The organism is Streptomyces sp. NPDC005195, from assembly GCF_040608315.1.
GTDB lineage: Bacteria > Actinomycetota > Actinomycetes > Streptomycetales > Streptomycetaceae > Streptomyces > Streptomyces kaempferi.
In genome coordinates, this window is record NZ_JBEXHZ010000003.1 from 267,644 (window position 1) to 294,487 (window position 26,844).

Here is a 26,844-nt window from a genome sequence, read left to right on the forward strand (position 1 = left end):
AAACCAGTTCACTCCTGTGGACTACACCCACCGCGGAGTTTCGCGGTGGACACCACCTTTACAACGGATCGTCCGGCACGTTCCTGCCGGTGAAGGGGGCCCCTCACCATGGCCACTGTCTCGTTCAACAAGGCGACCCGCATCTACCCGGGTGGCGACAAGCCCGCCGTCGACCAGCTCGAGCTCGACGTCGCGGACGGCGAGTTCCTCGTCCTCGTCGGTCCCTCCGGCTGCGGAAAGTCCACCTCCCTGCGCATGCTCGCGGGCCTCGAGGACGTCAACGCCGGCTCCATCCACATCGGTGACCGCGACGTCACGCACCTGCCGCCCAAGGACCGGGACATCGCCATGGTGTTCCAGAACTACGCGCTGTACCCGCACATGACCGTCGCCGACAACATGGGTTTCGCGCTCAAGATCGCCGGCGTCAACAAGGCCGAGATCCGCCAGAAGGTCGAGGACGCGGCGAAGATCCTCGACCTCACCGAGTACCTCGGCCGCAAGCCGAAGGCCCTCTCCGGCGGTCAGCGCCAGCGTGTCGCGATGGGCCGTGCCATCGTGCGCGAGCCCCAGGTCTTCCTCATGGACGAGCCGCTGTCGAACCTCGACGCCAAGCTCCGCGTCTCCACCCGTACGCAGATCGCCTCGCTCCAGCGCCGCCTCGGCATCACCACGGTGTACGTCACCCACGACCAGGTCGAGGCCATGACCATGGGCGACCGGGTCGCCGTGCTCAAGGACGGTCTGCTCCAGCAGGTCGACTCGCCGCGCAACATGTACGACCGCCCCGCGAACCTCTTCGTCGCCGGGTTCATCGGCTCCCCGGCCATGAACCTCGTCGAGGTCCCGATCACCGACGGCGGCGTGAAGTTCGGCAACTCCGTCGTGCCGGTCAACCGTGAGGCCCTGAAGGCCGCCGCGGACAAGGGCGACCGCACGGTCACGGTCGGTGTCCGCCCCGAGCACTTCGACATCGTCGAGCACAACGGCGAAGCCGCCAAGTCGCTGTCGAAGGACACCGAGGACGCCCCGGCCGGCCTCGCCGTCTCGGTGAACGTCGTCGAGGAGCTCGGCGCCGACGGTTACGTCTACGGCAGCGCCAAGGTCGACGACGTCGTCACCGACCTGGTCGTCCGCGTCAACGGCCGCGCCGTTCCGGACAAGGGCGCCACGCTGCACGTCGTGCCGCGTCCGGGCGAGACCCACGTGTTCTCGACCTCCACGGGCGAGCGCCTCTCCGACTGAGGCAACCCGCACGGCTCCGACACCCCCGGAGCGGGTGAATTCACCCAAGTTGACGACGAGGGCCCCGCAGCAGGCTGCGGGGCCCTCGTCGTTGTCGACAAATACCCCGGCAAGACGGTCATTTCGATACGTGTACGTCAACGCGCCACCTGGAAACCATCACTTCCCCGTCCCCCGAACCGGTGACTAAATGTCGCCAAATCATCACCCCGCGCTACCCTCACTCGCGTGAAGCACTCCACCACTAACCAACGGACCCGGCGTGGCCGTGGCCCCGCCCGCCGGATCGGCCGCACCCTCGCCCTCGTTCTGCCTGTCGTCCTGGTGCTCTCCGGGACCCTCGCGGTCACCCGAGTCAACTGGTCGGGGAACTCCTCGGAGTCGGTGCTCACCGCCTCCTCCTCGGACGTCTCCTCGCGTGCCGTCTCCCGCGCCCCGCAGGACGTCCTGCGCGACCGGCTCCTGCTCGAACTCCAGGAGAAGGACCCGGGCACCGCCCTCACCCACCTCCAGGAGGCGGTGAACGGCCGCCCGTCGCTCGCGAAGCACTGCGTCTCCATCGCCCGCGCCCTCGGCCGCGCCGCGGTCCGCGCGTACGGCCCGACACGCGCCCAGGCGTTCGCGCGCCCCGTCTGCGACACATCCTTCGCATCGGGGGTCGCGGCCACGCACCTCTGAACCCGCGGGGCCTCGTCCGAGGCCGGAACGGCCCCTTCCCGCCCGCCAGGTAACAGCTGCTTAAGGGAACGGTTGCCGACAGAAACCACCAGCGGGGCGCCACGTACAGTTCGGGCATGACCGATCCGAACGCCGCGTCGCGCCCCGTTCAAGCCGTTGTCCTGGCCGGTGGTCAGGGCTCCCGACTGCGTCCCTACACCGACGACCGGCCCAAGCCGATGGTCGAGATCCCCGGCACCGGGACCCCGATCATCGGCCATCAGCTGACCTGGCTCGCCGAAGAGGGCGTGACCGACGTCGTCGTCTCCTGCGGCCACCTCGCCGAGGTCCTCCAGGACTGGCTGGACTCGGCGCGCCTTCCGGTCAACGTCATAACCGTCGTGGAGAAGGAACCCCTGGGCCGGGGCGGCGGTCTCAAGTACGCCGCCGCGCACCTCCCCCACCCGGAACAGCCCTGGTACGCGACCAACGGCGACATCTGGACCCGTTTCTCGCTGCGCGACATGGCGGACTTCCACACCGAGCGTGACGCCGTCGCCACCCTCGCCCTCGCCCGCCCCCGCATCCCGTGGGGCGCCGTCGAGACGGACGACTTCGGCCGTGTGACGGACTTCATCGAGTCACCGCCGACCACCTACGAGATCAACGCGGGCGTCTACGTCTTCTCCGCCGAGTTCGCCGGTCTGCTCCCCGAGCGCGGCGACCACGAGCGCACCACGTTCCCGCACCTGGCCCGTGAACGCCGTCTCGCCGGCTTCTCCCTCCCGCAGGGCGCCTACTGGCGCGCGATCGACACGGCGAAGGACCTCACGGAGGCCGCCAAGGAACTCGCCGCACTCGGGCGCTGAGCGGCCTCACGGCACACATGACGACGGGGCCCCGCACCTCGGAAGTGCGGGGCCCCGTCGTCGTACCGCCGCGGCACTAGCCGAGCAGGCCGCCGACCAGTTTGTCCGAGCCGCCGGTCGTCCCGCCGCCGGAGCTCGAACCACCGGACGTACCGCCCGTACCGGCGCCCGTGGAGCCACCGCTCGCGGTGCCACCGCCGCTGCCACCGGTGGACGTCGGACCCGCGCTCGTACTGGGGGCCTGGTGCACCGGCGCGGAGTGCTGCGGGGGCGCCTGACCGCCGCCCTGCGTCTGGCTGGGTCCGCTGCTGACCGTGCCGCCCGTCTCGTGGGTCGCGCCCGGCGTCACGGCCGCGCCCGACGGCGACGAGGAACCGTCGTGGGTGGGCACCTTCGCGGAGGCCGACGGGGTGCTGGTCTTCCGTTGGGGCGTGCCGGGCTCCTGGGGAAGCGGAGAGCCCGGCAGTTCGTTGCGCGGAGCCTCGCCCGGTCCCGGCACGACCACCCGGTCGGCGTCACGGACCGCGCCGCCCAGCAGCGAGCCGACCAGCAGCGTGAGCCCGATGACGACGGCCGAGACCACCGCGCCGCGGCGCAGCACCCGCGCGCGCAGGTCCCAGATCTCGGCGCGCGGCCCGAGAGTGCGCCAGGCCTCGCCCGCCAGCCGTCCGTCCACCGAGTAGACGGGGGCACCCGCGATGATCAACGGGGACCAGGCGGCGAGGTAGATGATGTCCGGCGCGTCGTACGCGGGGACGGTCTTCCAGCTGACGGTCAAGATGAGCGCGGCCGACAGCATCGCGCCGACCACCGCGGCGACCCGCTGCCACAGGCCGAGCACCGTGAGCACGCCCACGATGACCTGGAGGAAGGCGATGACGAGTCCGGAGCCGACCGGGTGCTGGAGCGCGAACTGCCGCAGCGGCTCGGCGACTTCCCAGGGGTGCAGCGTGTTCAGCCACTTCACCATGGAGCCGCGCTTGCCGCCGTCGAAGTAGACGGGATCGCACAGCTTGCCCATGCCGGCGTACATGGAGATGAACCCGAGGAAGACGCGGAGCGGAAGCAGCACCACGCCGAGGTTCATCCTGCGGCCCGGGTAGTACCCCTGCCGCAGCGAGTCCGTGGACTGCCGTCGGACCGGCAGTTCGGCCGCCTCGTCCTCGTAGCCGTAGGAGTAGGCGTAGGCGTCGTCACCCTCGCCGTCCGCGAACTCCCCGCCGCCGTAGCGCGGTTCGTCGTACGCGCTGTCGACGCTGCGCATGTTCGGCAGCAGTCGGCCCTCGCCGGCGAGGGAGGGGCCTCCGGTCCGGCCGGAGTCGAGGCCGGACGAGCCGGTGCGCTGGCTGCCGACGAGCGGCGTCTCGACCGTCTCGACGGTCACGTCGCCCTCGTAGCCGTGGCGTTCGTCGTAGCGCGGGATGACCTGCGTCGCGCCGGCGTCGCCCACCGGGGCCGCCCCGCCATGACCGACACTCGTGCTCCGCACGGCCTGCAGCAGTCGGTGCGCGCCGGTGTCGTCGGGCGCGGACTTCCCGCTCCAGACGAGGGGCGCCCGGCGACGGGTACCGGCGGCGCCCTGGCCGGCCGCGCCCGCTCTGCCCGCCGTACCGCCGGCGGGCATCCGCGCGGGGGCGCCACCGGCGCTCAAGTGCCGTGCGAGGCGCGAGGATTGGGGCCGCGACGCAGCGCCCAGCTGCACGCGGAAGCTCGCATGATTGACGATGACCTGCGCCGGATCGCTCGGCACCTTCACCATGCTCAGCGCGGGAGTGTCGTCGAATCCCGACGAGCGGTCCCCCGTGGGTGTGCGGGGTGTTCTGGTGTCCACACTCATCTAACCGAGTGACGTGTGTTTAGGACACTGCTTTGACCCCGCTGATCTGTCCGGACCGCGTCAAGGCCGTCCGGACCGACCCGGTCACCCCACGGAGGTGGCCGCGCGCACGTCTGGTCAGGCGCGTCGCCGTGCCGCCTCGTACAGCACGACGCCCGCCGCGACACCGGCGTTCAGCGACTCCGCGCCGCCCGGCATCGGAATCCGCACCCGGAAGTCGCAGGTCTCCCCGACGAGCCGGGACAGCCCCTTGCCCTCGCTGCCGACGACGATGACGACGGGGCCGCCGAGGGCTTCCAGGTCACCGACCTCGACCTCGCCGTCCGCGGCGAGCCCGACGACGACGAGCCCGGCCTTCTTGTACGACTCCAGGGCCCGCGTCAGGTTGGCAGCGCGCGCGACGGGCGTACGGGCGGCGGCACCGGCCGAGGACTTCCAGGCACCAGCGGTCATCCCGGCCGCGCGCCGCTCGGGCACGACGACACCGTGACCGCCGAAGGCGGAGGTGGAGCGGACCACGGCGCCCAGGTTCCTCGGGTCGGTCACCCCGTCGAGCGCGACGATCAGCGGGTCCTGGCCCTCGTCGTACGCGGCGGCGGCGAGGTCCTCCGGGTGCGCGTACTCGTAGGGCGGGACCTGCAGGACGAGACCCTGGTGGTTGAGCCCGTTGGTCATGCGGTCCAGCTCCGGACGCGGAGCCTCCATGAGGTGGATGCCACCGCGCTCGCCCGCGAGCTGGAGGGCCTCCCGCACCCGCTCGTCGTTGTCGATGAACTGCTGCACGTACAGCATCGTCGCCGGCACGCCCTCGCGCAGCGCCTCGACCACGGGGTTGCGCCCGACGACCATCTCGGACGTGCCCTTGCCGCCACGCCCGCGCGGCGCGGGACGGCGGGCGGTCTGCTTCGCCTTGACGTTGGCGATGCGGTTCTTCTTGTGTCCCTTGCGCGCCTCGGCGGGCGGGGTCGGGCCCTTGCCCTCCAGGCCCCGGCGTCGCTGGCCGCCACTGCCGACCTGCGCGCCCTTCTTGCCGGACATGCGGCGGTTGTTAGCGGCCATGACCTACCTGTTCTGTGTGAGGTGTGCAGACGCTTCGCGTGCACGTTCGTCTATGCAGTGTGCCGCCCGGAGAGCCGGGCGGCACACTCGATCAAGGAACACTCAGCGCGGGCCGAGTGTCCACCGGGGTCCCTGCGGCCCGTCCTCGATGACGAGACCCGACTGGTTGAGCTGGTCGCGGATGGCGTCCGCGGTGGCCCAGTCCTTCCGGCCGCGCGCCGCCTCGCGCTGCTGGAGCACCAGGCGTACGAGGGTGTCGACGACTCCGTGCAGGTCCTCGCCGCGGTCGCCCTCGCCGGCCCACGCCGGATCGAGCGGGTCGAGGCCGAGGACGCCGAGCATGGCCCGGACCTCGGCGAGCCGTGCCACGGCGGCTTCCTTGTCGTCGGCGGCCAGGGCGGAGTTGCCCTGCCGCACGGTGGTGTGCACGACGGCGAGCGCCTGCGGCACGCCCAGATCGTCGTCCATGGCCTCCGCGAACGCGGGCGGCACCTCGGCGACGGGCTCGACGACTCCGCCCGCCAGCTCCGTCACCCGCTGGACGAAGCCCTCGATCCGCGCGAACGCCGACTCGGCCTCGCGCAGGGCCTCTTCGCTGTACTCGATCATCGAGCGGTAGTGCGGGGTGCCGAGGTAGTAGCGCAGCACGACGGGGCGCCACTGCTTGACCATCTCGCTCACCAGCACGGAGTTGCCCAGGGACTTGGACATCTTCTCGCCGCTCATGGTGACCCAGGCGTTGTGCACCCAGTACTTGGCGAACTCGTCCCCGAAGGCCTTGGCCTGCGCGATCTCGTTCTCGTGGTGCGGGAAGATCAGGTCCAGCCCGCCGCCGTGGATGTCGAACGCGCTGCCCAGGTACTTGTGCGCCATGGCGCTGCACTCCAGGTGCCAGCCGGGCCGGCCGCGCCCCCACGGGGTCTCCCAGGTGGGCTCACCGGGCTTGGCGGCCTTCCACATGGCGAAGTCGCGCGGGTCCCGCTTGCCGGTCTCGCCGACGCCGGACGGCTGCTGGAGGTTGTCCAGCTCCTGGTTGGACAGCTGCAGATAGCCCGGGAAGGACCGCACGTCGAAGTAGACGTTGCCGTCGGACTCGTACGCGTGACCGCGCTCGATGAGCCCGCGCATCATCTCGACCATCTCGGTCACGTGGCCGGTCGCCCGCGGCTCGTAGCTCGGCGGGAGGCATCCCAGCACGTCGTAGCCGTCGTTGAAGGCGCGCTCGTTCTCGTACCCGATCTCCCACCAAGGGCGGTCCTGCTCGGCCGACTTGGTGATGATCTTGTCGTCGATGTCGGTCACGTTCCGGATGAACGTGACGTCGTAACCGCGATACTCGAACCAGCGGCGCATGATGTCGAAGTTGAGGCCCGAGCGGATGTGCCCGATGTGCGGGGCGGCCTGCACGGTGGCGCCGCAGAGGTAGATCGAGACACAACCCGGCTTGAGCGGGGAGAAGTCACGAATCTGCCGGGCGCTGGTGTCGTGCAGGCGAATGGTCACGCCTCCAGGGTAGTGGCCACGGGGTAGTGCCCCGCGCCCCTTCCCGCGCAAGGGGCACGTATTCGTGACATACGACCCTCACCGGCGGCTCCCGCGTCCCGGGCCCCTCATCGGTCCCGGCCCGCTCCCCGTCCGGCGTTTGCGGACAGGGCCCTCGAGGCCGAAGCGGGGGCCCGTGGGGCGGCGGCCCCCTGACCGGGGTACGCGCCCTCAGACCGCGCGTGCCACCAACGCGGTCGCCACCGCCAGCAAACCCTCGTCCCGGCCCGGGAACCCCAGCCCGTCCGTGGTGGCCCCGGACACCGACACCGGCGCCCCCACCGCCTCGGACAGGACCTTCTGCGCCTCGTCCCGCCGCTTCCCGATCTTCGGCCGGGGTCCGACGACCTGGACGGCGACATTGCCGATGACGAAACCGGCCGCCCGCACGATCCGCGCGGCCTCGGTCAGCAGGGTCACCCCGGACGCGCCGGACCACTCGGGCCGCCCGGTCCCGAAGTGCGCGCCGAGGTCACCGAGCCCGGCCGCGGAGAAGAGGGCGTTGCAGGCGGCGTGCGCGACGACGTCCGCGTCGGAGTGCCCGGCCAGCCCGGTCCCCTCCCCCTCCCACAACAGCCCGGCACACCACAGCTCCCGGCCGTCCTCGAAGGCGTGGATGTCGGTACCGACACCGACCTGCGGCAGCAGGGGCGCACCCGTGGCGGACGGCGTCCCGGCGTCCGCCGTCCCGGAGACCTCAGAACCCATCGTTCGCCCTCCTGCGCGCGAGGACCGCCTCCGCGAGGACGAGGTCCAGGGGACGCGTCACCTTGAACGCCTCCTCGTGCCCCGGCACCACCACGACCCGCTCCCCGAGCCGCTCGACCATGCTCGCGTCGTCGGTCACGTCGTCGGTGACGGTGTCGTGGGCCCGTACGAGGGTGGCGCGGTCGAAGCCCTGCGGGGTCTGCACGGCCCGCAGCCGAGCCCGCTCGGGTGTGCCGACGACGGGCTCCGGTGTCCCCGGCACGCTCGCCGGCTCGACCTGCTTGACGGTGTCCGCGAGCGGCAGCGCCGGCACGACGGCCGGCGCGCCGTCCCGTACCGCCTCGATGACCGCGTCCACCGTGTCCACCGGCACCAGCGGCCGGGCCGCGTCGTGCACGAGGACGATGTCGATCCCGGGCGGCAGCGCGTCGAGCCCGTACTTCACGGACTCCTGTCGGCTGTCCCCGCCGGCGACCACCAGGAAGTCGGTGCGCTCGGGCAGCGCGTGCGCGTCGAGCAGGGTCTTGACCTCGGCCGTCCCGTCGGGCGGCGCCACGACGACGACCAGCGAGACGGCACGGGAGGCGGCCATGGCCCGCACCGCGTGGATGAGCATGGGCGTGCCGTTCAGCGCCCGAAGCGCCTTGGGGGCGCCCGGACCGAGGCGCACGCCCCGGCCGGCGGCCGGAATCACGGCCGCGACGGGGTTCCCGGACGGCGAAGGGCGCGAATCGTCAGACATCGGTTCCTGTCAGGTTTGTGTACTCGGCCTGCGTGGGTATGGCCCTGGCGTGCCTCCCGCTCGCGGAGCGTGGGGGAGCGCCCGGCGCGTCGTCCTGACCGGACCCTTCCGTGACATCCGGTCGAGTCGGCCGCCCCGGGCCCGGCACATCAGGTATCCCGGCGCATTGTCACGTGCCGGGGCATGAGGATTCGGGGCGGAGACTTCGGGGAGACCCGGGTTTCCGAGGAGATGCGGGTACGAACATGCCGCAGCGCCCGGCGACAGCAATTCCCATTGCGTCATCGGGCACCGCGGCATTTCATTGCACAGTTGCGCGGCCTTGTGCTTTACGTCAGAACGACTACCGTCCGAACGACAGATGAACCAATCCACCGTCCGAACGACCACCGTCTAGGCGCTGATGCGTCAGGACGCGAGAACCTCGTCGAGCAGAGCCTCGGCCTTGTCCTCGTTCGTGTTCTCCGCGAGGGCGAGTTCGCTCACCAGAATCTGCCGGGCCTTGGCAAGCATCCGCTTCTCACCGGCGGAGAGTCCGCGCTCGCGCTCACGACGCCACAGGTCACGCACGACTTCCGCGACCTTGATGACATCGCCGGAGGCGAGCTTCTCCAGATTTGCCTTGTAACGACGCGACCAGTTCGTGGGCTCCTCGGCGTACGGCGCGCGCAGCACCTCGAAGACCCGGTCCAGCCCGTCCTGACCGACCACATCACGCACGCCGACGAACTCCGCATTGTCCGCTGGCACACGTACCGTCAGGTCGCCCTGGGCGACCTTCAGCACCAAGTAGGTCTTGTCCACGCCTTTGATCTGGCGAGTTTCGATGGCCTCGATCAGCGCGGCCCCGTGATGGGGATAGACCACGGTGTCGCCAACCTTGAACGTCATGTGACAGGTACCCCTTCCGTGGCTATCCAGGGTAACACGGAAACTGCGTCTTCTGAATGGCGTTTTCGCAGGTCAGGGCATATCTCGGGGCTTGACAACCGCGACAGGAACGTGCTGCGAGGGGCGAGCGGAAGAGGGTATTCGCAGGTGGGAGCGGCTGTCCAGGGCAGGCGAAACGCGTACGGTACACACACCTGTAGACCCTGACCAGGGTCCGAACATCCCGTTTTGTCCTGCTCCAGGAGCTCGACTTCCGCTACTCCGTTCGGTTGCCGGAGTCCGGTACGAGACGAATCCGGAATTGATCACGCCCTTCACCGAACTGTCGATGATCAATTTCCTGGTCCGCCACGGATTCCCTGCCGGAAAACCCCAAGCGGATCTCATGGCTACTTATGTGAATGGCAGACGAGCTGTGTCCAAAGGAGCCGTCGCGGCGGCCCGTCACGCCGTACGGACCGGCGCGCGGGGACGGCGCGACGGGGCTCGAGGGGGCGAAGGGGCGGGTCGGGTGCGATGGCACGGGAACGGCTCGGTAACCTAAGGCCGCTGACAGACCCTTAGGGCGGCTTTGCACAGGAGTCGCCCTGCTTCGCCCACGTTCAAGGAGTTGCCGCCGCCGTGAGCAGCAGCCTTCGACGCGGCGCCCTCGCCGCCGCCGCCATTGCGTTCTCGATCGCCTCGCTCGCCGCGTGCGCTGCCGGCAACGACGCACAGACGCTGGAGGTCAAGCCGGACAACGCGGCGACCAGCGTCGGCGACATCAAGATCCAGAACGCCCTCGTCATCACCCAGCCCGACACCACGTCCTCGGGTCCTGCGGTGATCTCCGCGACCCTGTTCAACAACGGCCGCACCGCGCAGACCCTGGACTCGGTCAGCGTCGCCGGTGACGGCACCGCCCAGCTCACGCCCGCCACGGGCAAGGGCAAGCTGACCATCCCGGCCGGCGGTTCCGTCATCCTCGGCGGCAAGGGCAATGCCTCCGCGGCCCTGTCCTCCCCCGGGACGGGCGTCAAGGACGGCAACGCGCAGAAGATCACCTTCACCTTCAGCAGGACCGGAGACGTGAACCTGCGCGCCTTCGTCGTCCCGGCCTCGAGCTACTTCACCAAGTGGGGGCCGAGCGACATCCCGGCGGCGCCCGGCGCGACGGCCACCGGCTCCACGTCCGCCTCGCCGGACGCGTCCACGTCGCCGTCCGACTCCGTCTCGGGCGCGCCGTCCGACTCGGCGTCGTCCGGCGCGACGGCCACGGAGTCCGCTTCCGGCCAGTGACCGGCGCGCCTCCCGGCCGCACCGGGAGGGTCGCCGTACAAGGCTCGTACGACGCCGAAGGGCGGTACCCCCGCCGGGGTACCGCCCTTCGGCGTCGTCGTGCCGCCACACGCGCGGTGGCCGGTGGGATGCCGCCCACGGAGGGCACGCGCATCCCGTCTCCGGGCGCCGGAGTTCCGGGCGCCCGTGCTTCGGAGGGCCGGTTTACGGCTCGAACTTGTAGCCGAGTCCTCGCACCGTCACCAGGTAGCGCGGCGCACCCGGATCCGGCTCGATCTTCGCGCGCAGGCGCTTGACGTGGACGTCGAGGGTCTTGGTGTCGCCCACGTAGTCGGCGCCCCACACCCGGTCGATGAGCTGCATACGGGTCAGCACGCGGCCCGCGTTGCGCAGCAGCATCTCCAGCAGGTCGAACTCCTTCAGCGGGAGGTCGACCTTGGAGCCGGAGACGGTGACCACGTGGCGGTCGACGTCCATCCGGACCGGACCGGCCTCCAGCGCGGCCGGAGTGACCTCCTCGGGCTCGCCCCGGCGGCGCAGGACGGCCCGGATACGGGCGACCAGCTCGCGGGACGAGAAGGGCTTGGTGACGTAGTCATCGGCTCCTATTTCCAGCCCGACAACCTTGTCGATCTCGCTGTCCTTGGCGGTGACCATGATCACCGGGACGTTGGAGCGGCCGCGCAGCTGACGGCACACCTCCGTGCCGGGCAGCCCCGGCAGCATCAGGTCGAGGAGGACGAGGTCGGCGCCGTTGCGCTCGAACTCGTCGAGTCCGTCGGGCCCGGTGGTCGCGATGGCGACCTCGAAGCCCTCCTTGCGGAGCATGTACGACAGGGCGTCGGAGAAGGACTCCTCGTCCTCGACGACGAGCACTCGGGTCACGGAAGGACCTCCGGGGCAGGAAGCGGTTCATACGGGGATGAGACGGTGGTCGTCCCGTCGGGCTGCTCGGTCTCGTCGTCTTCGTCGAGTCCGGGCATGTGGTGATCGGTCACGCGGTCGCGGGCCGCACCCGCCTCCGGCAGCCGCAGGGTGAACGTGGAGCCCTGACCCTCGGAGCTCCACACCGTGACCTCCCCGCCGTGCGAGGCGGCCACGTGCTTGACGATCGCGAGACCCAGGCCCGTACCGCCGGTCTGGCGGGAACGGGCCGGGTCGACGCGGTAGAAGCGCTCGAAAACGCGCTCCCGGTCCTTCTCGGAGATGCCGATGCCCTGATCGGTCACGGCGATCTCGATGAGGTCTCCGCCGGGCGCGGTCACCCGGCGCGCGGCTATGCCCACCCGGGTACGGGCGGGCGAGTAGTTGACGGCGTTCTCGACGAGGTTGCCGAGGGCCGCGGCCAGCTGGCCGCGGTTTCCCCAGATGCTCAGCTCCGCGGTGCCGCCGGCGGCCATGGTGATCTGCTTGGTGCCGGCCTGGTGGCGGCACCGGTCGACGGCCTCGGCGACGAGTTCGCCGACCCGCACGGGCTCGGCGTCCTCCAGCGGGTCGTCGTTCTGCACCCTCGACAGGTCGATGAGCTCCTGCACGAGGTTGGTGAGCCGGGTGGCCTCGATCTGCATGCGACCGGCGAAGCGCTCCACGGCCTCCGGATCGTCCGAGGCGTCCATCACGGCCTCGGAGAGCAGGGAGAGCGCGCCGACGGGTGTCTTCAGCTCATGGCTCACGTTGGCGACGAAGTCACGCCGTACGGCCTCGATGCGCCGCGCCTCGGTGAGGTCCTCGACCAGCAGCAGGACGAGCCGGGAGCCGAGCGGCGCGACGCGCGCGGAGACGGCCAAGGCCTCACCGCGTCCCGTTCCCCTTCTCGGCAGATCGAGTTCGACCTGGCGTATCTCGCCGTCCCGGCGGGTGTCACGCGCCATCTGCAGCATGGGTTCGACGGCGAGCTTGCCGCCGCGGACCAGCCCGAGGGCGTACGCGGCGGAGCTCGCCTTGACGACGGCATCGGCCTCGTCGAGTACGACAGCGGAGGAGCGGAGCACGGAGAGGACCGTGTCGACACCTGGCGGAAGCACCGGGTCCGTGTGAAGCGAGGTGCGGGTGGGGCGTTTCTGGTCGCGCTCGCTCCAGCGGAACGCCAGCATGGCGATCACACCGGTAAGCACTCCGGCGATCGCTGCCGCTGCGGCGACCGCCGCGTTCACGTCCATGCCTCCAGGTTAGGCATGTCGACACGCCAGCCCACAGCCATCCGAGTGCGACCTCGAACACTCGTCGCCCAGAGTTCACCCAGGAGCCAGTGGTGGTTCATTTGGGATGCCGGAAACGGACGCGTCCGAGCCGGAACGTGGGAGCGTGGGGTTCACGGGGCCCGTCCGGCGGTCAGTAGATGCCTACGGGGGCCCGGCCCCCAGGCCCCCAAAGGTGACATTCAGAGAGGGACAACCAAATGCGTGACGCGTACCACGAGGAACTTGACTCGATCGGCGAAGGCCTGGTCGAGATGGCCCGCCTCGTCGGGTCGGCGATCGGACGCGCCACGACGGCCATCCTCGACGCCGACCTGAAGCTCGCGGAGAGCGTGATCGCGGCCGACCAGAAGGTCGACGATCTCCAGCACGAGCTGGAGGCCCGCGCGATAGCCCTGCTGGCCCGCCAGCAGCCGGTGGCGACGGACCTGCGCATCGTGGTCACGTCCCTGCGGATGTCGGCGGACCTGGAGCGCGCCGGCGACCTGGCCCAGCACGTCGCGAAGCTGGCCCGGCTGCGCTTCCCCGAGCGCGGGGTCCCGCACGACCTGCACGCCACGATCCTGGAGATGGGCCAGCTCGCCCAGCGCCTGATGGCCAAGGCGGCCGAGGTCGTCATCACCAAGGACGTCGACCTCGCGCTCCAGCTGGAGCAGGACGACGACGACATGGACCTCCTCCACCGCACCCTCTTCCAGCACCTTCTCGACGACCGCTGGAAGCACGGCATCGAGACGGCCGTCGACGTGACCCTGCTCGGCCGCTACTACGAGCGCTTCGCCGACCACGCGGTGTCGGTGGCCAAGCGCGTGGTGTACCTGGTGACGGGCGAGCACGCGGACGAGCTCCAGGCCGACATCCACCCCGTCACGGGGGCGGAAGGCGTCTGAGACCGGGGGCGGGGAGGCTGAAACCGGGCCGGTGGGGACCGCGTCCGGGCGGAAGAGGCCTGTTCCCGGGCTCCGGGGGCGCTCGCGAGCCTCAGTGCGCCGTTGATGCGCCCAGCGGAGCGGGCATGGAATAGGCGTAGGCACCCATGCCTCGATGCCTCACTGAGGCCTCATTGAGGGAGAACCCCATGGCCGAATCCCCCGCCACGCCCGACCCGACCCTGGACCGGGACACCGAACAGCCCGCCGACGTCAAGAGCCTCCCCCTGTTCGGCGCCTGCGGCTGCGGCTCCGGCTGCGGGTGCGGCTGCCAGTCCGGCAACCCCTGCCAGTGCGGCTGACCGGACACCCCGGCCCGCGAGGGCACGCGGATCCAGAGGGGCCCCGTCACCACGGCGGGGCCCTTCCTCCATGTACAGACCTCGCACACATGTACGGACCGCGCGAGCGCGTAGGGAGGGCGTGAGCGCGTACGGAGGGCGTGAGCAGTGAGAACGCGCCGAGCACCGGACCGTACCCAACGGTAAAATAAGCCGCGAAAGGCACATCTCCGCAGCAAGTGGGAGACGTTCCATGCGCAAGATTCGTCCACGCGGTCCGAGCGCGGCCGCGGCTCTGGCCGCCGTCCTCCTCATCACCGCCCCCACGGCGCCGGCCGCCTGGTCGGCCACCCCGTCCACCTCCGACATCGGCCGAAGCGTTCACCAGCACACGGAGATCATCCAGCTGGTCGCCAGGCAGACCCGTTCCGAGACCCTCGACGCGGGCCGGAAGGGGCTCGGTCCGGGAGACGAGATCATCATCGCCGAGGATCTCTACCGCGACGGCAGGAAGATCGGCGACCACAGTGTCGTCTGCACGTACATCCAGACCGAGCCGGGCGAACTCCAGTGTCTCGGCACCTTCGTCCTGCCTCAGGGACAGATCACCTCGCAGGCCTTGCTGCACCTGCCCGCCGCCGCCACGGTCGACATCGCCATCACCGGCGGTACGGGGGACTACCGCTCGGCCCGGGGCTTCGTGCGCACCGTCCCGGCGGGCACGCACTCCGTCCCGGCGGCCGTGACGGAGCGACGGCTCACCTTCCACATCACCGTGGACGACCAGTAGGAGGACCAGCGGCCATGACGGGCGCGCCCGTCATGCCCGGACCCCCACCGCCCGTACGACCTGTCCCAGCGCGCCCGGAACAACCTCGGCCGCCCGCGTGTGCTCGGACCAACCCCGGCCGCCCGCACGGTTTTCCGTGTGCTCAGATCAGCCCCGGCCGCCCGGACAGCTGGGGGTACAACGCCCCCGGCCCCTCGGCCAGCGCGGCCTGGGCCTGTCTGCTGGCGTCGTCGGCGAGCACCTCGTGGAGTCCGGCCTCGACACCGTCGAGCGCCGCACGGGCCACCGCGACGGGATCGGCCTTCGGACCCGCCACGCCCGCGGCCATGTCCGTCGCCATGTAACTGACGTGCAGGGCGGTGACCTGCGTGCCCTGTTCCGCGAGAGCCAGCCGCAAGGAGTTCGTCACCGACCACTCGGCGGACTTGGCCGCGGCGTAGCCGGCGCTGGCCGTGACCGACAGCCAGGACAGCACGGACAGCACGTTGACGATCGCGCCGCCCCCGTTGCGTCCGAGGGCGGGGGCGAAGGCCCTGCACATGGCGAGGGTGCCGAGAACGTGTGTCTCGAACTCGGTGCGGAACGAGTCCAGACCGGCAGTGAGCACGTCGGCCCGGGTCGTCGAACCGGCGTTGTTGACGAGCAGCGTCACGTCCTGCGCCAGGTCGGCCACCGCACGCACGGATTCCGGGTCGGTGATGTCCACGGCGACCGGCACCACCCCGGGCACCGTGACCTTCCCGGGGTCGCGGGCTCCGGCGTAGACCTTGGCCGCTCCGGCGGCGACCAGTTCCCGTGCGAACTGTTCGCCGAGTCCGCGGTTCGCTCCGGTGACGAGGGCGATCGAGTCCTGGATCTTCATGGGGGCACCTCACGGCGTGGGTTGCGGGGCCGAGACCGGCGCCGCGACCAGGCACGACAGCGTGACGCCGCCCCTTCTTCGAACGTATACCGCCCCCCGCGCGGTCACCACCCGACACCTGAGGGGCTCGGGTGAGTAGGCGTACTCATGACGCACGCCGCGGCACGGGGGAGGATCGGGGGCATGACGGTGATCAGGACGCCGGGGGTCCGGCTCGGGATGGTGCCGATGGTGGTACCGGCCCTGCTGGCCGTGCTGGCCGTGGGGTGCGGAACGCATCGGCCCGGGGACGAGGCCGGTGCGGAGGGGCCCTCAGGGGCGGCGGCGACGCCGAGCGCGCCGGTGGACTTCCCGTGCCCCGGTGAGAGCCCCACGCCGACGCCGACACGGACGCCGGGCACCTCGGGGCCGGCCACGCCGCCCACCGACCACTACGCCGAGAACCACGGCTTCATGGTGCCCTTCCCGCTGCACGGCCGGGAGCGGTGCGAGGGGCTCGCGGCCGTCGCACGGGTCGAGGGCGCACTCGAACCTCTGCGTGAGCGGGGCGACTTCGCGCCGGACAGCGCCCGCGACGCGCTCACCGGCCTCGGCTACCCGGCCTCGAAGGTGCGGTCGTACCAGAACGGCCCCACGGGGGTCGGCTTCCTCATCGACACCTTCCCGCTGTGCGTGGAGGGCACGATGAACCGCGACTCCACCCAGGCGGACGCCTTCGGCGGTTACCCCGACCACTCCGCCTGCGACCGGCCCACCGGCGGCCACTGACCCCGACCGCCGCCCAACGTGCCCCGGCAGGACGCCGAGGCGGCGGTCACGCTGCCCCGCCCGGAGGGCCGCGCCGCTCCCCCCGAAGCGCCGCGCTGCCGGACCTCTCGCGGCAACTCCCTCAGCGGTAGAGCCTGTCGCGCGCCCAGAGGAACCCCGCCACACCGCCCGGTACGGCCAAGTACGCCGTCAGGGGACCGTCGTTCAGCAGGAGTCCCGGCGCGGCGATGACGGCCACGATCAGCAGCCATCCGCATCCGGCCACGCCGAGATCCGCCGCGTCAGGGCGGTCTCGCTCGTCTTCCACCCGTTCCCCCTCACCGGCCCGCGTGCGGTCGGTGCTCAGCCCACGGCCCGGTTCCCGCGCGCACGTCCGCCTTCCGAGACGTCCGCCTCCGCGGGACGGTTGCCTCCGCGGGACGGTTGCCTCGCCTGCCCTGTCCGCGGTGGCCCGACGATCGGCCCACCCCGGTACGGGTACGTCGCACCGGCCCGGCCGCGTCGTCCCGTGGGCCTACCTACCCAACGGCGGTGGTGAGCAGCGCGGGGGAAGCGTGACCGTACCGGGCCTGTGCGCGAAGGTGTCCATCACGAGCCACTCGTCCAGCTCGGGGTCGTAGAGATTCTGGATGCCGAACTGCAGCACCTGCCAGAACGTGCCCCGGTCCTTCTGATCGACGTAGATGTCGCCCAGCGCGAGGGGGAACCGAAGGAAATTCCCCGGCGGCAGCTTCGGCAGGACGACACCGACCCGCCAGTGGTTCACGTACCGGTTCGGGTTCCGCTGGAGGATCTCCCGCCCGACGAAGCGTGCGCCTCGGAACGCCTCGTTCAACCGGTCGAGGTCGAAGCCCGGGATCTGCGAGCACGGATGTTCGGTCAGGCCGGGCCACTTGTAGGTCAGGGTGTAGAGGCTGCCGTGGTGGATCAGGTTGGTGAACCAGATCGGATACTGCGGACCGCCCGCGATCATCTGGCTGTCGCCGTTTCTCCCCTCCCAGGTGAACGGGACGGTGATGCCCAGGTCCCGGACAATGTACTTGCCCTTGCCACGGAAGTCCCGCGGGAGGCGAGGGGGGCGCGGCACGGGCGTGCCGGACCGTTTCTCCGCCACGGTCGCGAACGACCGCGCGGGCCCGGTCCGCGTTCCGGCATGGGCCGGCTGCAGCACCGTTGAGACGAGGGCGATCGCTCCGGCGAGAGCCGCCGACGCTGCCGCCCGACGTGTGCGTGTCCAGCTCATGGTCTCCCTCTACTGTCGCGTCAGGTGCCGTCGTGGCGCGGGGTTCGAACACAGAGATGCCACCCGGCCGGCCGCTCTGTCCGGGGACAGAGCGGACCAAGTGGAACATTCCCTATCAGACGACAGCAGGGTTGACGCTCAGGCGAGCCGCACGCCTCGGCCCGGCCCCCGCACTTTCCTCTCTACGGCGGACGACCGGGCCACGAGTGCGGCACCTACTCATCGATCTCGGCAGCCAGGAAGGGCTCGTTCTCGGGAGCCTCCTTGCGGGCCCGCAGGACGCGCTCGGCGGGTGCGCCGGACGGCACGCGCAACGGAGGCTCGGGCACAACACACCACGCCGACTTCTCAGTGCGACGAGTCCGCTCAGGGCGTTTTGAACTCAGGGCGTTCGAGACCACGGCTTCCGCGAGACGGCCGGCCGCCGCCACCCCCTCCGGCCACGCTGCCGCTCGCAGGTACTCCTCGTCGGAGCCGTTCGGGGGCTGTAAGCGTGCGGCATGGAGCGCGGAGCCCAGCCGACGCACGAGCTCGACCTCTGCGCCGGTCCGCGGACTGATACCCAGGTACCGTTCCGGCCGGTCAGCATCTGCGATGCCACCACGCCGACTCCGGGTCCGCCATCGGGTCGTGGTGCGTTCGCCTGAGCAGCACCGCGTCCAAGCGCTCGATTTGCCCTTGGAGTTCGGTGGCCGCTCTCGGCGGCAGCATGGACAGAGCCTCCTGCAGCTTGTCCCGGGCCCAGCCCTCGCCGCAGCACGGGCAGGTGAACTCGCCCTCCCACGGCCTCCACCGGCGCTTGGTGCCGTGAACACGCACGGACCACACGCTCAGCGCCACTGACACGATGCCCGAAGACAACCGCTCCCGCTCAACCACGCGGACGGCGGCATTCGCCGCTCCCGACAGACCTGGGACATCGCGATACCGGATCCACGGTCCTCCCCGGCCGCGTTCCCGCGGTCGAAGTGATGCTGCTGCTCTACGAGGCACGGCCCCTTCGGATGCACGTCATGAGAAGTACCTTCCCACAGCCCAAGATCGGCCGGGCAGAAAGCAGGCGCACCTGTCCTCTGCCCCAACCCGCCACCTACCCCGGCCGCCTTCCTCGGCTACGCGCTCATGTCCGCCGTCTACGCCGTGAAGGGCGTCCAACGACTCCGCGCCCGCCGCCGTCCCACCGCCTGATCCGGAAGACAGGCCATGGCGGGGCGTCGTCGCCTCGGGTCGCTCGGTACGCCTCGTACTGGACCCGCGCACGTCCGAACGTCTCGATTGCCGCCGGGATGGCGCCACACTCTTCGAGGTACGCAAGCTGTCCCCGCCTTGAAAAGCGGGACGGCACGCTGCGGCTGATCGTCTTCATGGGAGCGGCCGCCCGCGCCGCCCTCACCCTCGGTGGTGGCGCCTGACTCGCGAGTCCGCTGCGGCGGTGCTGGGGCGCGATCCAGATTTTTCGGAGTTCGGCGGTCTGGGGATGTCGAGAACGCGCCACCGGCTCCGTCCCAGGGACATCAGGGGCCACCACCGGCCGCACGAGGAAAGAGGGAGAATCCAGCATGGCGATTCAGCGGATGGACAACGTCGGCATCGTCGTCGAGGACATGGACGCCGCCATCGCGTTCTTCGTGGAACTGGGTATGGAGCTGGAGGGCAGGGCTGAGGTCGAGGGCCTCTTCGCCGACCAGTGCACCGGACTCGACGGCGTCCGCTGTGACATCGCGATGGTACGGACCCCGGACGGTCACAGCCGGCTCGAGCTGGCGAAGTACCGCAGCCCCGCGGTGATCAGCGCCGGACCGCGCAACCGGCCGCACAACATCCTGGGCACGCACCGCGTCATGTTCGCCGTCGACGACATCGAGGACACCGTTGCCCGCCTGCGCCCTCACGGCGCCGAACTCGTCGGCGAGATCGCCCGGTTCGAGGACAGCCACCTGCTCTGCTACCTCCGCGGCCCGGAGGGCATCATCGTCGGACTGGCCGAGCAACTGCGCTGAGAAGAAGGAACCGAACCATGCGGCCGGAGCGACCGTTTGGGTTCCGGCCGCAGCGGCCAACTGACGGCGGCGATGGTGCTCACTGGTGTTCGCCGTCATTCGATCGAGGCGTTTGACAGCGAATCCGGTCGTTCAGGCTTCCTTGTCAGCGAACCTGGTCGCCCTTCGACCCGATGCCGTCGATCCGGGTGGGAGTTCCGTCCGGGGCGAACGAGTCGTGGAAGGTGAAGGCGTGCGGCGCGGAGCCGTGGTCGTGGAGGTGCTCCAGCCTGGAAACCCCGTCCTGCCAGGTGGGTATCACACCGTCGGAGACCCACCAGAACACGTAATTTGGGTGCCCTGTCCTCTCGAACCAGTCGTAACGCCTGTTCAGCGCCTCACGGTGCCGACCGGTGTAGACGGCGTCGAAGGCGGGGCGCAGGTCGGTCCAGAGCGAGAGGGTCGCGGCCAGGGCGGTGGTTTCCGGCGTATGGCCCTTGCCGTACCAAGTCGGTGCGGCGAACTCTCCCCATGCACCCCAGTCCGCCTCGAAGAGCGCGCCCCGGTCTCCGTCTGCCGCTTCAGCACGCGCGAGGTATCCGGGGTGCTGACTGATCTTCCGGTGGACGGCCTCACCAATGTCGTAGAACTCGCGCGTGAGAGGGGCGGGATCGGCGAGAGGTGACTTCAGGACGCCGAATGTGTACAGAGCAAGATGGGGCATGCGTCTCTCCCTGGTCGGGACTGCCTGGCGTGGACCCAGTTCGGTGGCTTACGCATGGGGGCGAGGGTTCGTGGGGCGTAACCGACTCACCCGTCGCGGCCGGCCCAGCCTGAAGGAACCCCTGTGCGACCACGGACGACCGCGGGCGACCACCGAAGACCAGCTGAAGCTAGCTGCCTCTGCGAGCCCTGTCGAAGTTGCGGATTCCCTGTCCAAGTGGCCTTCTGCACAGGTCCTTGCGGGAACTGGGGCGGTGGCGCTGCCTGCCTCCGCGGAAGTCCGCATCGGCCCAGCGAATGCCGAGAAGCAGCGTCGATAACCCCCGCAACCCCGCTCGATCCGGTGTGCCGGGGCGATGCCGGCGGCGTTGTCGGCGTCGACTGCGTTGGATGACGGAGCGACTGGGTTCACTGCCGGCAGCCGCATTTGCTGTCCTCAGGAGTGTTCCCCCTGGTATCGGCCCCTCGCCCCGGATGAACCTGCATGCTGTGCACTCTGCGTCTGCCATCTGCTCGCCCTTCCCCATTGCTGGGGGAATCGCGAGCGCGACTATGGCCTTGACGCTGTTGGCTTCACCTGTGAGTAGGGCAACGGGATGAGTCCTGACCATTCAGGCGGTGCGGCTGACGGCCGGCCGCTGCCGCTGGTTGCCAGGAAGCCACCGCTTTGAGGAGCGAGGTTGAGGGATCACAGGTCTGACCTGGGAATCCCTGTCTTGGGCAGCGTGGGGAGGTAGGCCTGGCGCACCTCGATTCCCCGTGAGTCCCCGTCCGTTCCGGCACGGAAGGGGCACGCCCCGCGGTTTCCTCGAAACCGCATCGATCAAGGCTCTCGCGGCTCGCCCGCGGCAGTGTCATCCGCGGAACCTCTGCGATCTCGCCTGGTTGCCCGAATTCGGTCGATGATGAGTCCCGCAATTGCGGCCAGGAAGCAGATCGCCGCTACGCCGAAGCCCACCCGCAGTAGTGGCGGCCGTCCGTTACCCAACGCGCGGACGCCGGCCCAGACCGCTCCGGCCGTGAGCCCGAGACCTTGCATCCACCATCGATCATCCTTGCTGTTTGTCATGTACTTCATCAGCGCCATACAGGATGGTCCCACCCACGCCTACTCACCACTCACCCCCGTCTCCCATCCCTACGGGCTGGCACTCCCGTACGGTGCGTACGCGCCCCGTTGAGCGCGGCCGTGGATGACGGACATCTCCCCCCGCAACCCGCGTGCGGGTCGCTCGTCCGACCTCCGACCGTCGACGGATGCACGCCCTGCGGCACTTCTACGTGGCGCTGCTCCTGGACGCGGGGGGGAACATCAAGGCCCCGGCCGAGTACCTCGGCCACTCGGACCCCGGTCCGACGCTTCGCGTGATGCCGTCCGGCCAGGAGCGGACCCGCAAAGCCGTGGCCGCTGTCTTCGGCTCGCCCAAAACGATGCGACATGACGGCTGAGGGCTCCTACGCTCCGAATGGGAGAGGGGCGAGGGGCGGGGAGAGCCTTGGCGAACGAGTACTTCTTGCTGGTGTGCGACGACGTGCCTCATGACGTGGTGCTCAGCGACGCCGGTCTCCGCGTGATGGACGTCGTCCAGGTCGTGCGTCGGCTGACGGGGCTGAGCCTCTGGCACAGCAAGGTTCTGGTGACACGGGTTCCCGCCATGGTTCTCACCGGCGTGCCCGAGGAGGACGCGGAGGCAGCCGTCTCGGCGCTCCGCGATGCGGGAGCCCAGGCAGAGACGAGAGAACATCCGGAGCCGGACTTTCTCGAGCACTGAGTACGGACCGGTCAACCGGCCGACGGCCCACAGACGGCCCGGCTCCGGGCTTCGAAGGGGCTCTGGCGCTAGCGGCAGGGACCGCTAACATTAGCGACCCCGCTAGCGACCAAAACCGCTGGTGGCCAGCACGTTAGCGGTTAGCGTGCCATCTGGACGGACCCCGGAGTCGTGCCGTTCAGCGCTTCCGAAAGGTGCGCCGGCCGGACCGCATCGCGTCGGGAGGCTTGTCGCTTGTCGGCTCGCTGTTCAGAGCCTCTTTCGACCCCCAGCGGTGTGGCCCTGCCTCCTCACGACAAGCGACAAGCGGGGGTGCCAGTTCGGTGGGGTAGGAAGCAGTTGGGCGTAGCTCCTCTGGAGGGAAGCCTTGACCTGCCCTGACCTTTGACTGCCTACCCTTGCGCCAGCCAGGTCGCGATCTCGTCCACCACTGCCAGCTCGACGTGCCCTGGCCGCGTGTACTCGGCCGGACTGCACCAGCTAGCCGCGGCGCGTCGTGCTGTCGAGGATCTGCTCCCGGAGGATGTCCGCGTGCCCGCAGTGCTCGGCCAGTTCGCGCAGCATATGGAGGTAAACCCAACGCAGCGGCAGCGGACCCCGGCGGTTCCCCCGTACGAGCTCGTCCAGCGACAGCTCTGCGACGGCCTGACGGGACGCCGTGCAAGCCTGCTGGTAGGCGCGCTGGACGGAGGCGATGGTGTCGCCGTCGTCGAGGTCGAACGACTCGTCCGGCGAGTCGGGAATGCCGATCTCGGTGCGAGATCGGCATGTGATCGCCTCGTCGAACCAGACCTTCTCGGCAAACGTGGCGTGCTTGACAAGGCCCAGCAACGTGGTCTTGGACGTGACCAATGACCGACGCGCCTGTTCTTCGGTCAACCCATTCAAGCTGTCGTTGAGAGCGGATCGATGCTCATGGAGGAAGGCCTCGAACTGTTCGCGGAGTGCTGCGTAGAAGACGGAGGGATCTGTCGACTGTGGGGTGACCATGAACGGAAACCATAAACCAATGGGCTCGACCCGGGAGCCCCCAGATGCGTTGAGGCCGCCGGCCGACCGCCACCAGCTAGAGCAAGGGCACGGCAGCGACCTCCACGACGGCGACAAGCCAAGAACGGACACGCGGTAACCACTCCGGCCAAAGGTCAGGGCTTCCCTCCAGAGGAGCTACAGCCAAAGCAGTGAGGAACGGAACCCGGCCGCACGTCCCTTGGCAGCTCGCTCCGCTCGCGCGGCGGGCCTGGGTTCGAGGTGAAGGCCGTAGACACTCCTCAGGACAGCGGACCCCCTCCCGTGGGACTCGCGTACGGTGACGCTCCCGGAAATGGGCGCGCGCCGTGTCGTCCCGTGGCTGCCGGATCGGGTCTTCGCCATGCGCGGCGCCCTGGTCGAACGGTTCCGGCCCATGGTCGACGTGGGCGCCGGTTGCGGCCTGCGTCAGGGGGAAATCCTCGGACTGTCCGTCGAAGAGCTGGACTTCGACAACGGCACGCTTCACGTCGTCCAACAGCTCAAGCTGAGCCTGAGTCAGCCGGTGTTCGCCCCGCCCAAGGGCGGCAAGTTGCGTGACGTGCCGCTCCCCGATCCCGTGGCGGACGCACTCAAGGCGCACATGAAGCTTTTCCCGCCGGTTGAGATCACGTTGCCGTGGATGCGCGCCAACGGTTCGCCCGTGACCAAACGACTGCTCTTCACCGGTCCCCTAGGTGGGCACGTCTGGCGCACATCGCTGAATGAGGACCACTGGAAGCCCGCCCTCGCCAAAATCGGTGTCATCCCCAAGGCGAAGAGCCGTGAGCATGCCGCCGCTCGGGAGCACGGCATGCACGCGCTGAGGCACTTCTACGCATCGGTCCTGTTGGACGCCGGAGAGAGCATCAAGGCCGTCAGTGAGTACCTGGGACACTCCGATCCAGGGCTCACGCTGAAGGTGTACGCCCACCTCATGCCAAGCAGTCGGGACCGCGCGCGGAAGGCTCTCGGGAAGGCTCTCCGGCCGGACGCTCCCCCGCGCTGAGGGCCCACGATGAGCCCAGGGCAAACGGCAGCCCCTGATCTGCACCGTGTGCGCAGGTCAGGGGCTTGATCGCGTTCTCTACTTCTTCTTGCCCTGGTTCTTGACCGCCTCGATCGCCGCCGCGGCCGCATCCGCGTCGAGGTAGGTGCCGCCGGGGTTGAGAGGCTTGAAGTCGGCGTCCAGCTCGTAGGTGAGGGGGATGCCGGTGGGGATGTTCAGGCCCGCGATGTCGGCGTCGGAGATGCCGTCGAGGTGCTTGACGAGGGCGCGCAGCGAGTTGCCGTGGGCCGCGACCAGGACCGTGCGGCCGGTCAGCAGGTCGGGGACGATGCCGTCGAACCAGTACGGCAGCATGCGCACGACGACGTCCTTGAGGCACTCCGTCTGCGGGCGCACCTCCGGCGGGAGCGTCGCGTAGCGCGGGTCGTCGAACTGGGAGTATTCGGCGTCGCGGGCGAGCGGCGGCGGCGGGGTGTCGTAGGAACGGCGCCACAGCATGAACTGCTCCTCGCCGAACTCGGCAAGGGTCTGGGCCTTGTCCTTGCCCTGGAGCGCGCCGTAGTGCCGCTCGTTCAGGCGCCAGGAGCGGTGGACCGGGATCCAGTGGCGGTCCGCGGCCTCCAGCGCGAGCTGGGCGGTGCGGATGGCCCGCTTCTGGAGCGAGGTGTGGACCACGTCGGGCAGCAGGCCGGCGTCCTTGAGCAGCTCACCGCCGCGGACTGCCTCCTTCTCGCCCTTCTCGTTGAGGTTGACGTCCACCCAACCGGTGAACAGGTTCTTCGCGTTCCATTCGCTCTCGCCGTGGCGGAGGAGGATCAGCTTGTACGGTGCGTCGGCCATGCGGTCGAGCGTAATGGAACGCGCGGACGCGCCGCTCCCCCGGTCGACAGACGGACAGGGACGCTCAGGCAAACGCCCGCCGGTTGACGGCATCTGTTAATCGAGTGGCCCACCCGGACCGCACTCTCGTAAGTTGTGCCTACCGCCCGAGCCGCTTACGCGCCTTCCTGACCTGGGGTCCGCCATGCCACTAGTCGTGATGAGACGTGCCGTCCGAGAGACCGTCTCAGGGCTCCCCCGTGAGTTCTGGTGGCTGTGGATCAGCACCCTGGTCAACCGGCTGGGGGCCTTCGTGGCCACCTTCATGGCGCTGTACCTGACGCTCGACCGCGGCTACTCCGCCTCGTACGCGGGCCTGGTGGCGTCCCTGCACGGCCTCGGCGGGGTCGTCTCCTCGCTCGGCGCGGGGGTGATGACCGACCGGCTCGGACGGCGGCCCACCCTGCTCATCGCGCAGTCGTCGACGGCTGCCTCCGTCGCGCTGCTCGGCTTCATGCACGACCCGGTGAGCATCGCCGCCGTCGCCTTCCTCGTCGGCATGGCCAGCAACGCCTCCCGGCCCGCGGTGCAGGCGATGATGGCCGACATCGTGCGTCCCGAGGACCGGGTACGGGCGTTCTCCCTGAACTACTGGGCGATCAACCTCGGCTTCGCGGTCTCGTCGATGGCCGCCGGGTTCATCGCCGAGGTCAGCTACCTCGCGGGCTTCCTCATCGAGGCCGGTATGACGCTGGCCTGCGCGCTGGTCGTGTTCGCGAAGCTGCCGGAGTCACGGCCGGTCCGGACGGCCAAGGAGGCCGCCGACGAGGCCGGTCTCGGGACCGTGCTGCGCGACCGGCGCTTCATGAGCGTGGTCGGGCTGTCCTTCCTGGTCGCCGTCGTCTTCCAGCAAGGGTCCGTGGGGCTGCCGGTCGCGATGGGCGAGGCCGGGTTCACCCCGGCCGACTACGGCCTGGCGATCGCCGTGAACGGTTTCCTCATCGTCGCCCTGCAGATCCCGGTCACCCGTTTCATCCAGCACCGGGATCCACGGCGGCTGCTGGTGATCTCGTCGCTCATCGCCGGGTACGGCTTCGGGCTCACCGCCTTTGCCGGCTCGGTCGGCGTCTTCGCGCTCACGGTGTGCGTGTGGACCCTGGCCGAGATCGTCAACGCGCCGACGCAGACGGGGCTGGTCGTCCTGCTCTCCCCCACCCACGGCCGCGGCAGGTACCAGGGCATGTACACCCTCTCCTGGTCGCTCGCCGCGCTCATCGCGCCCCTGATGTCCGGCGTCGTCATCGACCGGCTCGGCGCGGAGTGGCTGTGGGGGCTGTGCGCGGCGGTGGGCACGGCCGCGGCGCTCGGGTACGGGATGCTGATGAGCCGTCTCCCGGCGGAGGAACCCGCGGTGCAGATCCCCGGGGTGAGGAAGGCTCCCGCGGTGAAGGCGGGAGGAGCGGCCGAACGGACCACGGCGGAGTCGTGACCCCGGCGCGACCGCCAACGCGGGCGGGATCGGCGGCCGCGACAGGTCCCTCGGCGACGACAGGTCCCTCGGCGGCGGCGAGGTCCCGGGCCGGCACGGGTGACCCGGCGCGCACCGGCCGGGCGGAGACACCACACCCCGCACGC

25 protein-coding genes and 2 pseudogenes are annotated in these 26,844 nt (G+C 70.0%); 13 read left to right on the forward strand and 14 right to left on the reverse strand.

Annotated features, from left to right (window positions below):
* The first annotated feature begins 108 nt into the window (after nucleotides 1-108).
* The 3 genes from ugpC to ABZV34_RS05660 all read left to right on the forward strand — a co-directional run bounded on the left by ugpC (nucleotide 109) and on the right by ABZV34_RS05660 (nucleotide 2,771).
* Nucleotides 109-1,245, forward strand: coding sequence for a sn-glycerol-3-phosphate ABC transporter ATP-binding protein UgpC (ugpC, locus tag ABZV34_RS05650; RefSeq protein WP_356271600.1), 1,137 nt, complete (start codon nucleotides 109-111; stop codon nucleotides 1,243-1,245).
* A 228-nt stretch (nucleotides 1,246-1,473) separates the two neighbouring features.
* Nucleotides 1,474-1,923, forward strand: a complete 450-nt coding sequence (locus ABZV34_RS05655) for a hypothetical protein (RefSeq protein ID WP_266699987.1) — start codon at nucleotides 1,474-1,476, stop codon at nucleotides 1,921-1,923.
* Between the two features lie 116 nt (nucleotides 1,924-2,039).
* Nucleotides 2,040-2,771, forward strand: coding sequence for a nucleotidyltransferase family protein (locus tag ABZV34_RS05660; RefSeq protein WP_356271602.1), 732 nt, complete (start codon nucleotides 2,040-2,042; stop codon nucleotides 2,769-2,771).
* A gap of 76 nt (nucleotides 2,772-2,847) precedes the next feature.
* Here ABZV34_RS05660 and ABZV34_RS05665 read toward each other — a convergent pair whose 3' ends face one another.
* From ABZV34_RS05665 to ABZV34_RS05690, 6 genes are all read right to left on the reverse strand, one after another.
* Entirely contained in the window at nucleotides 2,848-4,602 is a 1,755-nt protein-coding gene (locus ABZV34_RS05665; protein ID WP_356271802.1) for a DoxX family membrane protein, read from the reverse strand.
* A 123-nt stretch (nucleotides 4,603-4,725) separates the two neighbouring features.
* Entirely contained in the window at nucleotides 4,726-5,667 is a 942-nt protein-coding gene (gene rlmB, locus ABZV34_RS05670) for a 23S rRNA (guanosine(2251)-2'-O)-methyltransferase RlmB (protein WP_356271604.1), read from the reverse strand.
* A gap of 102 nt (nucleotides 5,668-5,769) precedes the next feature.
* Nucleotides 5,770-7,170, reverse strand: a complete 1,401-nt coding sequence (gene cysS, locus ABZV34_RS05675) for a cysteine--tRNA ligase (RefSeq protein WP_356271606.1) — start codon at nucleotides 7,168-7,170, stop codon at nucleotides 5,770-5,772.
* A gap of 210 nt (nucleotides 7,171-7,380) precedes the next feature.
* A complete protein-coding gene (gene ispF / locus ABZV34_RS05680) occupies nucleotides 7,381-7,917 on the reverse strand; it encodes a 2-C-methyl-D-erythritol 2,4-cyclodiphosphate synthase (RefSeq protein ID WP_356271608.1) in 537 nt (178 codons plus the stop codon).
* Complete coding sequence (gene ispD, locus ABZV34_RS05685) at nucleotides 7,907-8,659, reverse strand: 2-C-methyl-D-erythritol 4-phosphate cytidylyltransferase (RefSeq protein ID WP_329288630.1); 753 nt, start codon at nucleotides 8,657-8,659, stop codon at nucleotides 7,907-7,909. Before ispD ends, ispF begins: the two co-directional genes overlap by 11 nt.
* A 408-nt stretch (nucleotides 8,660-9,067) precedes the next feature.
* Nucleotides 9,068-9,550, reverse strand: a complete 483-nt coding sequence (locus tag ABZV34_RS05690; protein ID WP_003953493.1) for a CarD family transcriptional regulator — start codon at nucleotides 9,548-9,550, stop codon at nucleotides 9,068-9,070.
* Nucleotides 9,551-10,171: 621 nt separating this feature from the next.
* Here ABZV34_RS05690 and ABZV34_RS05695 point away from each other — a divergent pair.
* On the forward strand, nucleotides 10,172-10,828 hold the full coding sequence (locus tag ABZV34_RS05695; RefSeq protein WP_356271610.1) for a DUF461 domain-containing protein: 657 nt from the start codon (nucleotides 10,172-10,174) through the stop codon (nucleotides 10,826-10,828).
* A gap of 204 nt (nucleotides 10,829-11,032) precedes the next feature.
* Here the strand turns inward: ABZV34_RS05695 and ABZV34_RS05700 are convergent, their stop codons facing one another.
* Both ABZV34_RS05700 and ABZV34_RS05705 read right to left on the reverse strand, forming a co-directional pair.
* Nucleotides 11,033-11,713: a response regulator transcription factor gene (locus ABZV34_RS05700; protein WP_009340348.1), complete on the reverse strand. Its 681-nt coding sequence runs from the start codon at nucleotides 11,711-11,713 to the stop codon at nucleotides 11,033-11,035.
* On the reverse strand, nucleotides 11,710-12,987 hold the full coding sequence (locus ABZV34_RS05705) for an ATP-binding protein (protein WP_153289890.1): 1,278 nt from the start codon (nucleotides 12,985-12,987) through the stop codon (nucleotides 11,710-11,712). The genes ABZV34_RS05700 and ABZV34_RS05705 overlap by 4 nt, the downstream gene beginning before the upstream one ends.
* 239 nt (nucleotides 12,988-13,226) lie before the next feature.
* Between ABZV34_RS05705 and phoU the strand changes: the two genes are divergently transcribed.
* The 3 genes from phoU (at nucleotide 13,227) to ABZV34_RS05720 (ending at nucleotide 15,026) form a co-directional block, all read left to right on the forward strand.
* Nucleotides 13,227-13,916, forward strand: coding sequence for a phosphate signaling complex protein PhoU (phoU, locus tag ABZV34_RS05710; RefSeq protein WP_168528759.1), 690 nt, complete (start codon nucleotides 13,227-13,229; stop codon nucleotides 13,914-13,916).
* A gap of 188 nt (nucleotides 13,917-14,104) precedes the next feature.
* On the forward strand, nucleotides 14,105-14,257 hold the full coding sequence (locus tag ABZV34_RS05715; protein ID WP_187285597.1) for a hypothetical protein: 153 nt from the start codon (nucleotides 14,105-14,107) through the stop codon (nucleotides 14,255-14,257).
* A gap of 232 nt (nucleotides 14,258-14,489) precedes the next feature.
* Nucleotides 14,490-15,026 carry a hypothetical protein gene (locus tag ABZV34_RS05720; protein WP_356271612.1) on the forward strand — a complete coding sequence of 179 codons (537 nt, stop codon included), beginning with the start codon at nucleotides 14,490-14,492 and terminating at the stop codon, nucleotides 15,024-15,026.
* A 142-nt stretch (nucleotides 15,027-15,168) separates the two neighbouring features.
* On the opposite strand, the gene ABZV34_RS05725 is transcribed toward ABZV34_RS05720, so the two are convergent.
* On the reverse strand, nucleotides 15,169-15,888 hold the full coding sequence (locus ABZV34_RS05725; RefSeq protein WP_356271614.1) for an SDR family oxidoreductase: 720 nt from the start codon (nucleotides 15,886-15,888) through the stop codon (nucleotides 15,169-15,171).
* A gap of 183 nt (nucleotides 15,889-16,071) precedes the next feature.
* On the opposite strand from ABZV34_RS05725, the gene ABZV34_RS05730 reads away from it, so the two are divergent.
* Complete coding sequence (locus tag ABZV34_RS05730) at nucleotides 16,072-16,656, forward strand: hypothetical protein (protein WP_356271616.1); 585 nt, start codon at nucleotides 16,072-16,074, stop codon at nucleotides 16,654-16,656.
* A 121-nt stretch (nucleotides 16,657-16,777) separates the two neighbouring features.
* On the opposite strand, the gene ABZV34_RS05735 is transcribed toward ABZV34_RS05730, so the two are convergent.
* On the reverse strand, nucleotides 16,778-16,963 hold the full coding sequence (locus ABZV34_RS05735; RefSeq protein WP_356271618.1) for a hypothetical protein: 186 nt from the start codon (nucleotides 16,961-16,963) through the stop codon (nucleotides 16,778-16,780).
* Between the two features lie 207 nt (nucleotides 16,964-17,170).
* Entirely contained in the window at nucleotides 17,171-17,899 is a 729-nt protein-coding gene (locus ABZV34_RS05740) for a hypothetical protein (protein WP_356271620.1), read from the reverse strand.
* Between the two features lie 1,559 nt (nucleotides 17,900-19,458).
* On the opposite strand from ABZV34_RS05740, the gene ABZV34_RS05745 reads away from it, so the two are divergent.
* Nucleotides 19,459-19,899 (forward strand): VOC family protein, encoded by a 441-nt coding sequence (locus ABZV34_RS05745; RefSeq protein ID WP_159492101.1) that lies wholly within the window; start codon nucleotides 19,459-19,461, stop codon nucleotides 19,897-19,899.
* 145 nt (nucleotides 19,900-20,044) lie between these two features.
* Here ABZV34_RS05745 and ABZV34_RS05750 read toward each other — a convergent pair whose 3' ends face one another.
* Entirely contained in the window at nucleotides 20,045-20,602 is a 558-nt protein-coding gene (locus ABZV34_RS05750) for a DUF3291 domain-containing protein (protein ID WP_356271622.1), read from the reverse strand.
* Nucleotides 20,603-21,858: 1,256 nt separating this feature from the next.
* On the opposite strand from ABZV34_RS05750, the pseudogene ABZV34_RS05755 reads away from it, so the two are divergent.
* Together ABZV34_RS05755 and ABZV34_RS05760 are read left to right on the forward strand one after the other, a co-directional pair.
* Nucleotides 21,859-22,050: pseudogene (locus ABZV34_RS05755) on the forward strand (site-specific integrase); the annotation flags it as partial.
* Nucleotides 22,051-22,097: 47 nt separating this feature from the next.
* On the forward strand, nucleotides 22,098-22,373 hold the full coding sequence (locus ABZV34_RS05760) for a ribosomal protein L7/L12 (protein ID WP_356271624.1): 276 nt from the start codon (nucleotides 22,098-22,100) through the stop codon (nucleotides 22,371-22,373).
* A gap of 480 nt (nucleotides 22,374-22,853) precedes the next feature.
* Here the strand turns inward: ABZV34_RS05760 and ABZV34_RS05765 are convergent, their stop codons facing one another.
* Complete coding sequence (locus tag ABZV34_RS05765; protein ID WP_356271626.1) at nucleotides 22,854-23,363, reverse strand: DinB family protein; 510 nt, start codon at nucleotides 23,361-23,363, stop codon at nucleotides 22,854-22,856.
* Nucleotides 23,364-23,673: 310 nt separating this feature from the next.
* Here ABZV34_RS05765 and ABZV34_RS05770 point away from each other — a divergent pair.
* Nucleotides 23,674-24,390: pseudogene (locus ABZV34_RS05770) on the forward strand (site-specific integrase); the annotation flags it as partial.
* A gap of 78 nt (nucleotides 24,391-24,468) precedes the next feature.
* Here the strand turns inward: ABZV34_RS05770 and ABZV34_RS05775 are convergent.
* On the reverse strand, nucleotides 24,469-25,230 hold the full coding sequence (locus ABZV34_RS05775) for a phosphoglyceromutase (RefSeq protein WP_356271628.1): 762 nt from the start codon (nucleotides 25,228-25,230) through the stop codon (nucleotides 24,469-24,471).
* Between the two features lie 184 nt (nucleotides 25,231-25,414).
* Between ABZV34_RS05775 and ABZV34_RS05780 the strand changes: the two genes are divergently transcribed.
* A complete protein-coding gene (locus ABZV34_RS05780; protein WP_356271630.1) occupies nucleotides 25,415-26,698 on the forward strand; it encodes an MFS transporter in 1,284 nt (427 codons plus the stop codon).
* Nucleotides 26,699-26,844: the final 146 nt, after the last annotated feature.

Coding starts and splice junctions, on each gene's coding strand:
- ABZV34_RS05660 (WP_356271602.1), top strand. CDS start 2,040: ATGACCGATCCGAACGCCGCGTCGCGCCCCGTTCAAGCCGTTGTCCTG.
- ABZV34_RS05740 (WP_356271620.1), bottom strand. CDS start 17,899: ATGAGCTGGACACGCACACGTCGGGCGGCAGCGTCGGCGGCTCTCGCC.
- ispF (WP_356271608.1), bottom strand. CDS start 7,917: ATGGGTTCTGAGGTCTCCGGGACGGCGGACGCCGGGACGCCGTCCGCC.
- ABZV34_RS05730 (WP_356271616.1), top strand. CDS start 16,072: ATGACGGTGATCAGGACGCCGGGGGTCCGGCTCGGGATGGTGCCGATG.
- ABZV34_RS05690 (WP_003953493.1), bottom strand. CDS start 9,550: ATGACGTTCAAGGTTGGCGACACCGTGGTCTATCCCCATCACGGGGCC.
- ABZV34_RS05780 (WP_356271630.1), top strand. CDS start 25,415: ATGCCACTAGTCGTGATGAGACGTGCCGTCCGAGAGACCGTCTCAGGG.
- ABZV34_RS05725 (WP_356271614.1), bottom strand. CDS start 15,888: ATGAAGATCCAGGACTCGATCGCCCTCGTCACCGGAGCGAACCGCGGA.
- ABZV34_RS05775 (WP_356271628.1), bottom strand. CDS start 25,230: ATGGCCGACGCACCGTACAAGCTGATCCTCCTCCGCCACGGCGAGAGC.
- ABZV34_RS05765 (WP_356271626.1), bottom strand. CDS start 23,363: ATGGTCACCCCACAGTCGACAGATCCCTCCGTCTTCTACGCAGCACTC.
- ugpC (WP_356271600.1), top strand. CDS start 109: ATGGCCACTGTCTCGTTCAACAAGGCGACCCGCATCTACCCGGGTGGC.
- phoU (WP_168528759.1), top strand. CDS start 13,227: ATGCGTGACGCGTACCACGAGGAACTTGACTCGATCGGCGAAGGCCTG.
- rlmB (WP_356271604.1), bottom strand. CDS start 5,667: ATGGCCGCTAACAACCGCCGCATGTCCGGCAAGAAGGGCGCGCAGGTC.
- ABZV34_RS05705 (WP_153289890.1), bottom strand. CDS start 12,987: ATGGACGTGAACGCGGCGGTCGCCGCAGCGGCAGCGATCGCCGGAGTG.
- ABZV34_RS05745 (WP_159492101.1), top strand. CDS start 19,459: ATGGCGATTCAGCGGATGGACAACGTCGGCATCGTCGTCGAGGACATG.
- ispD (WP_329288630.1), bottom strand. CDS start 8,659: ATGTCTGACGATTCGCGCCCTTCGCCGTCCGGGAACCCCGTCGCGGCC.
- ABZV34_RS05750 (WP_356271622.1), bottom strand. CDS start 20,602: ATGCCCCATCTTGCTCTGTACACATTCGGCGTCCTGAAGTCACCTCTC.
- ABZV34_RS05720 (WP_356271612.1), top strand. CDS start 14,490: ATGCGCAAGATTCGTCCACGCGGTCCGAGCGCGGCCGCGGCTCTGGCC.
- ABZV34_RS05715 (WP_187285597.1), top strand. CDS start 14,105: ATGGCCGAATCCCCCGCCACGCCCGACCCGACCCTGGACCGGGACACC.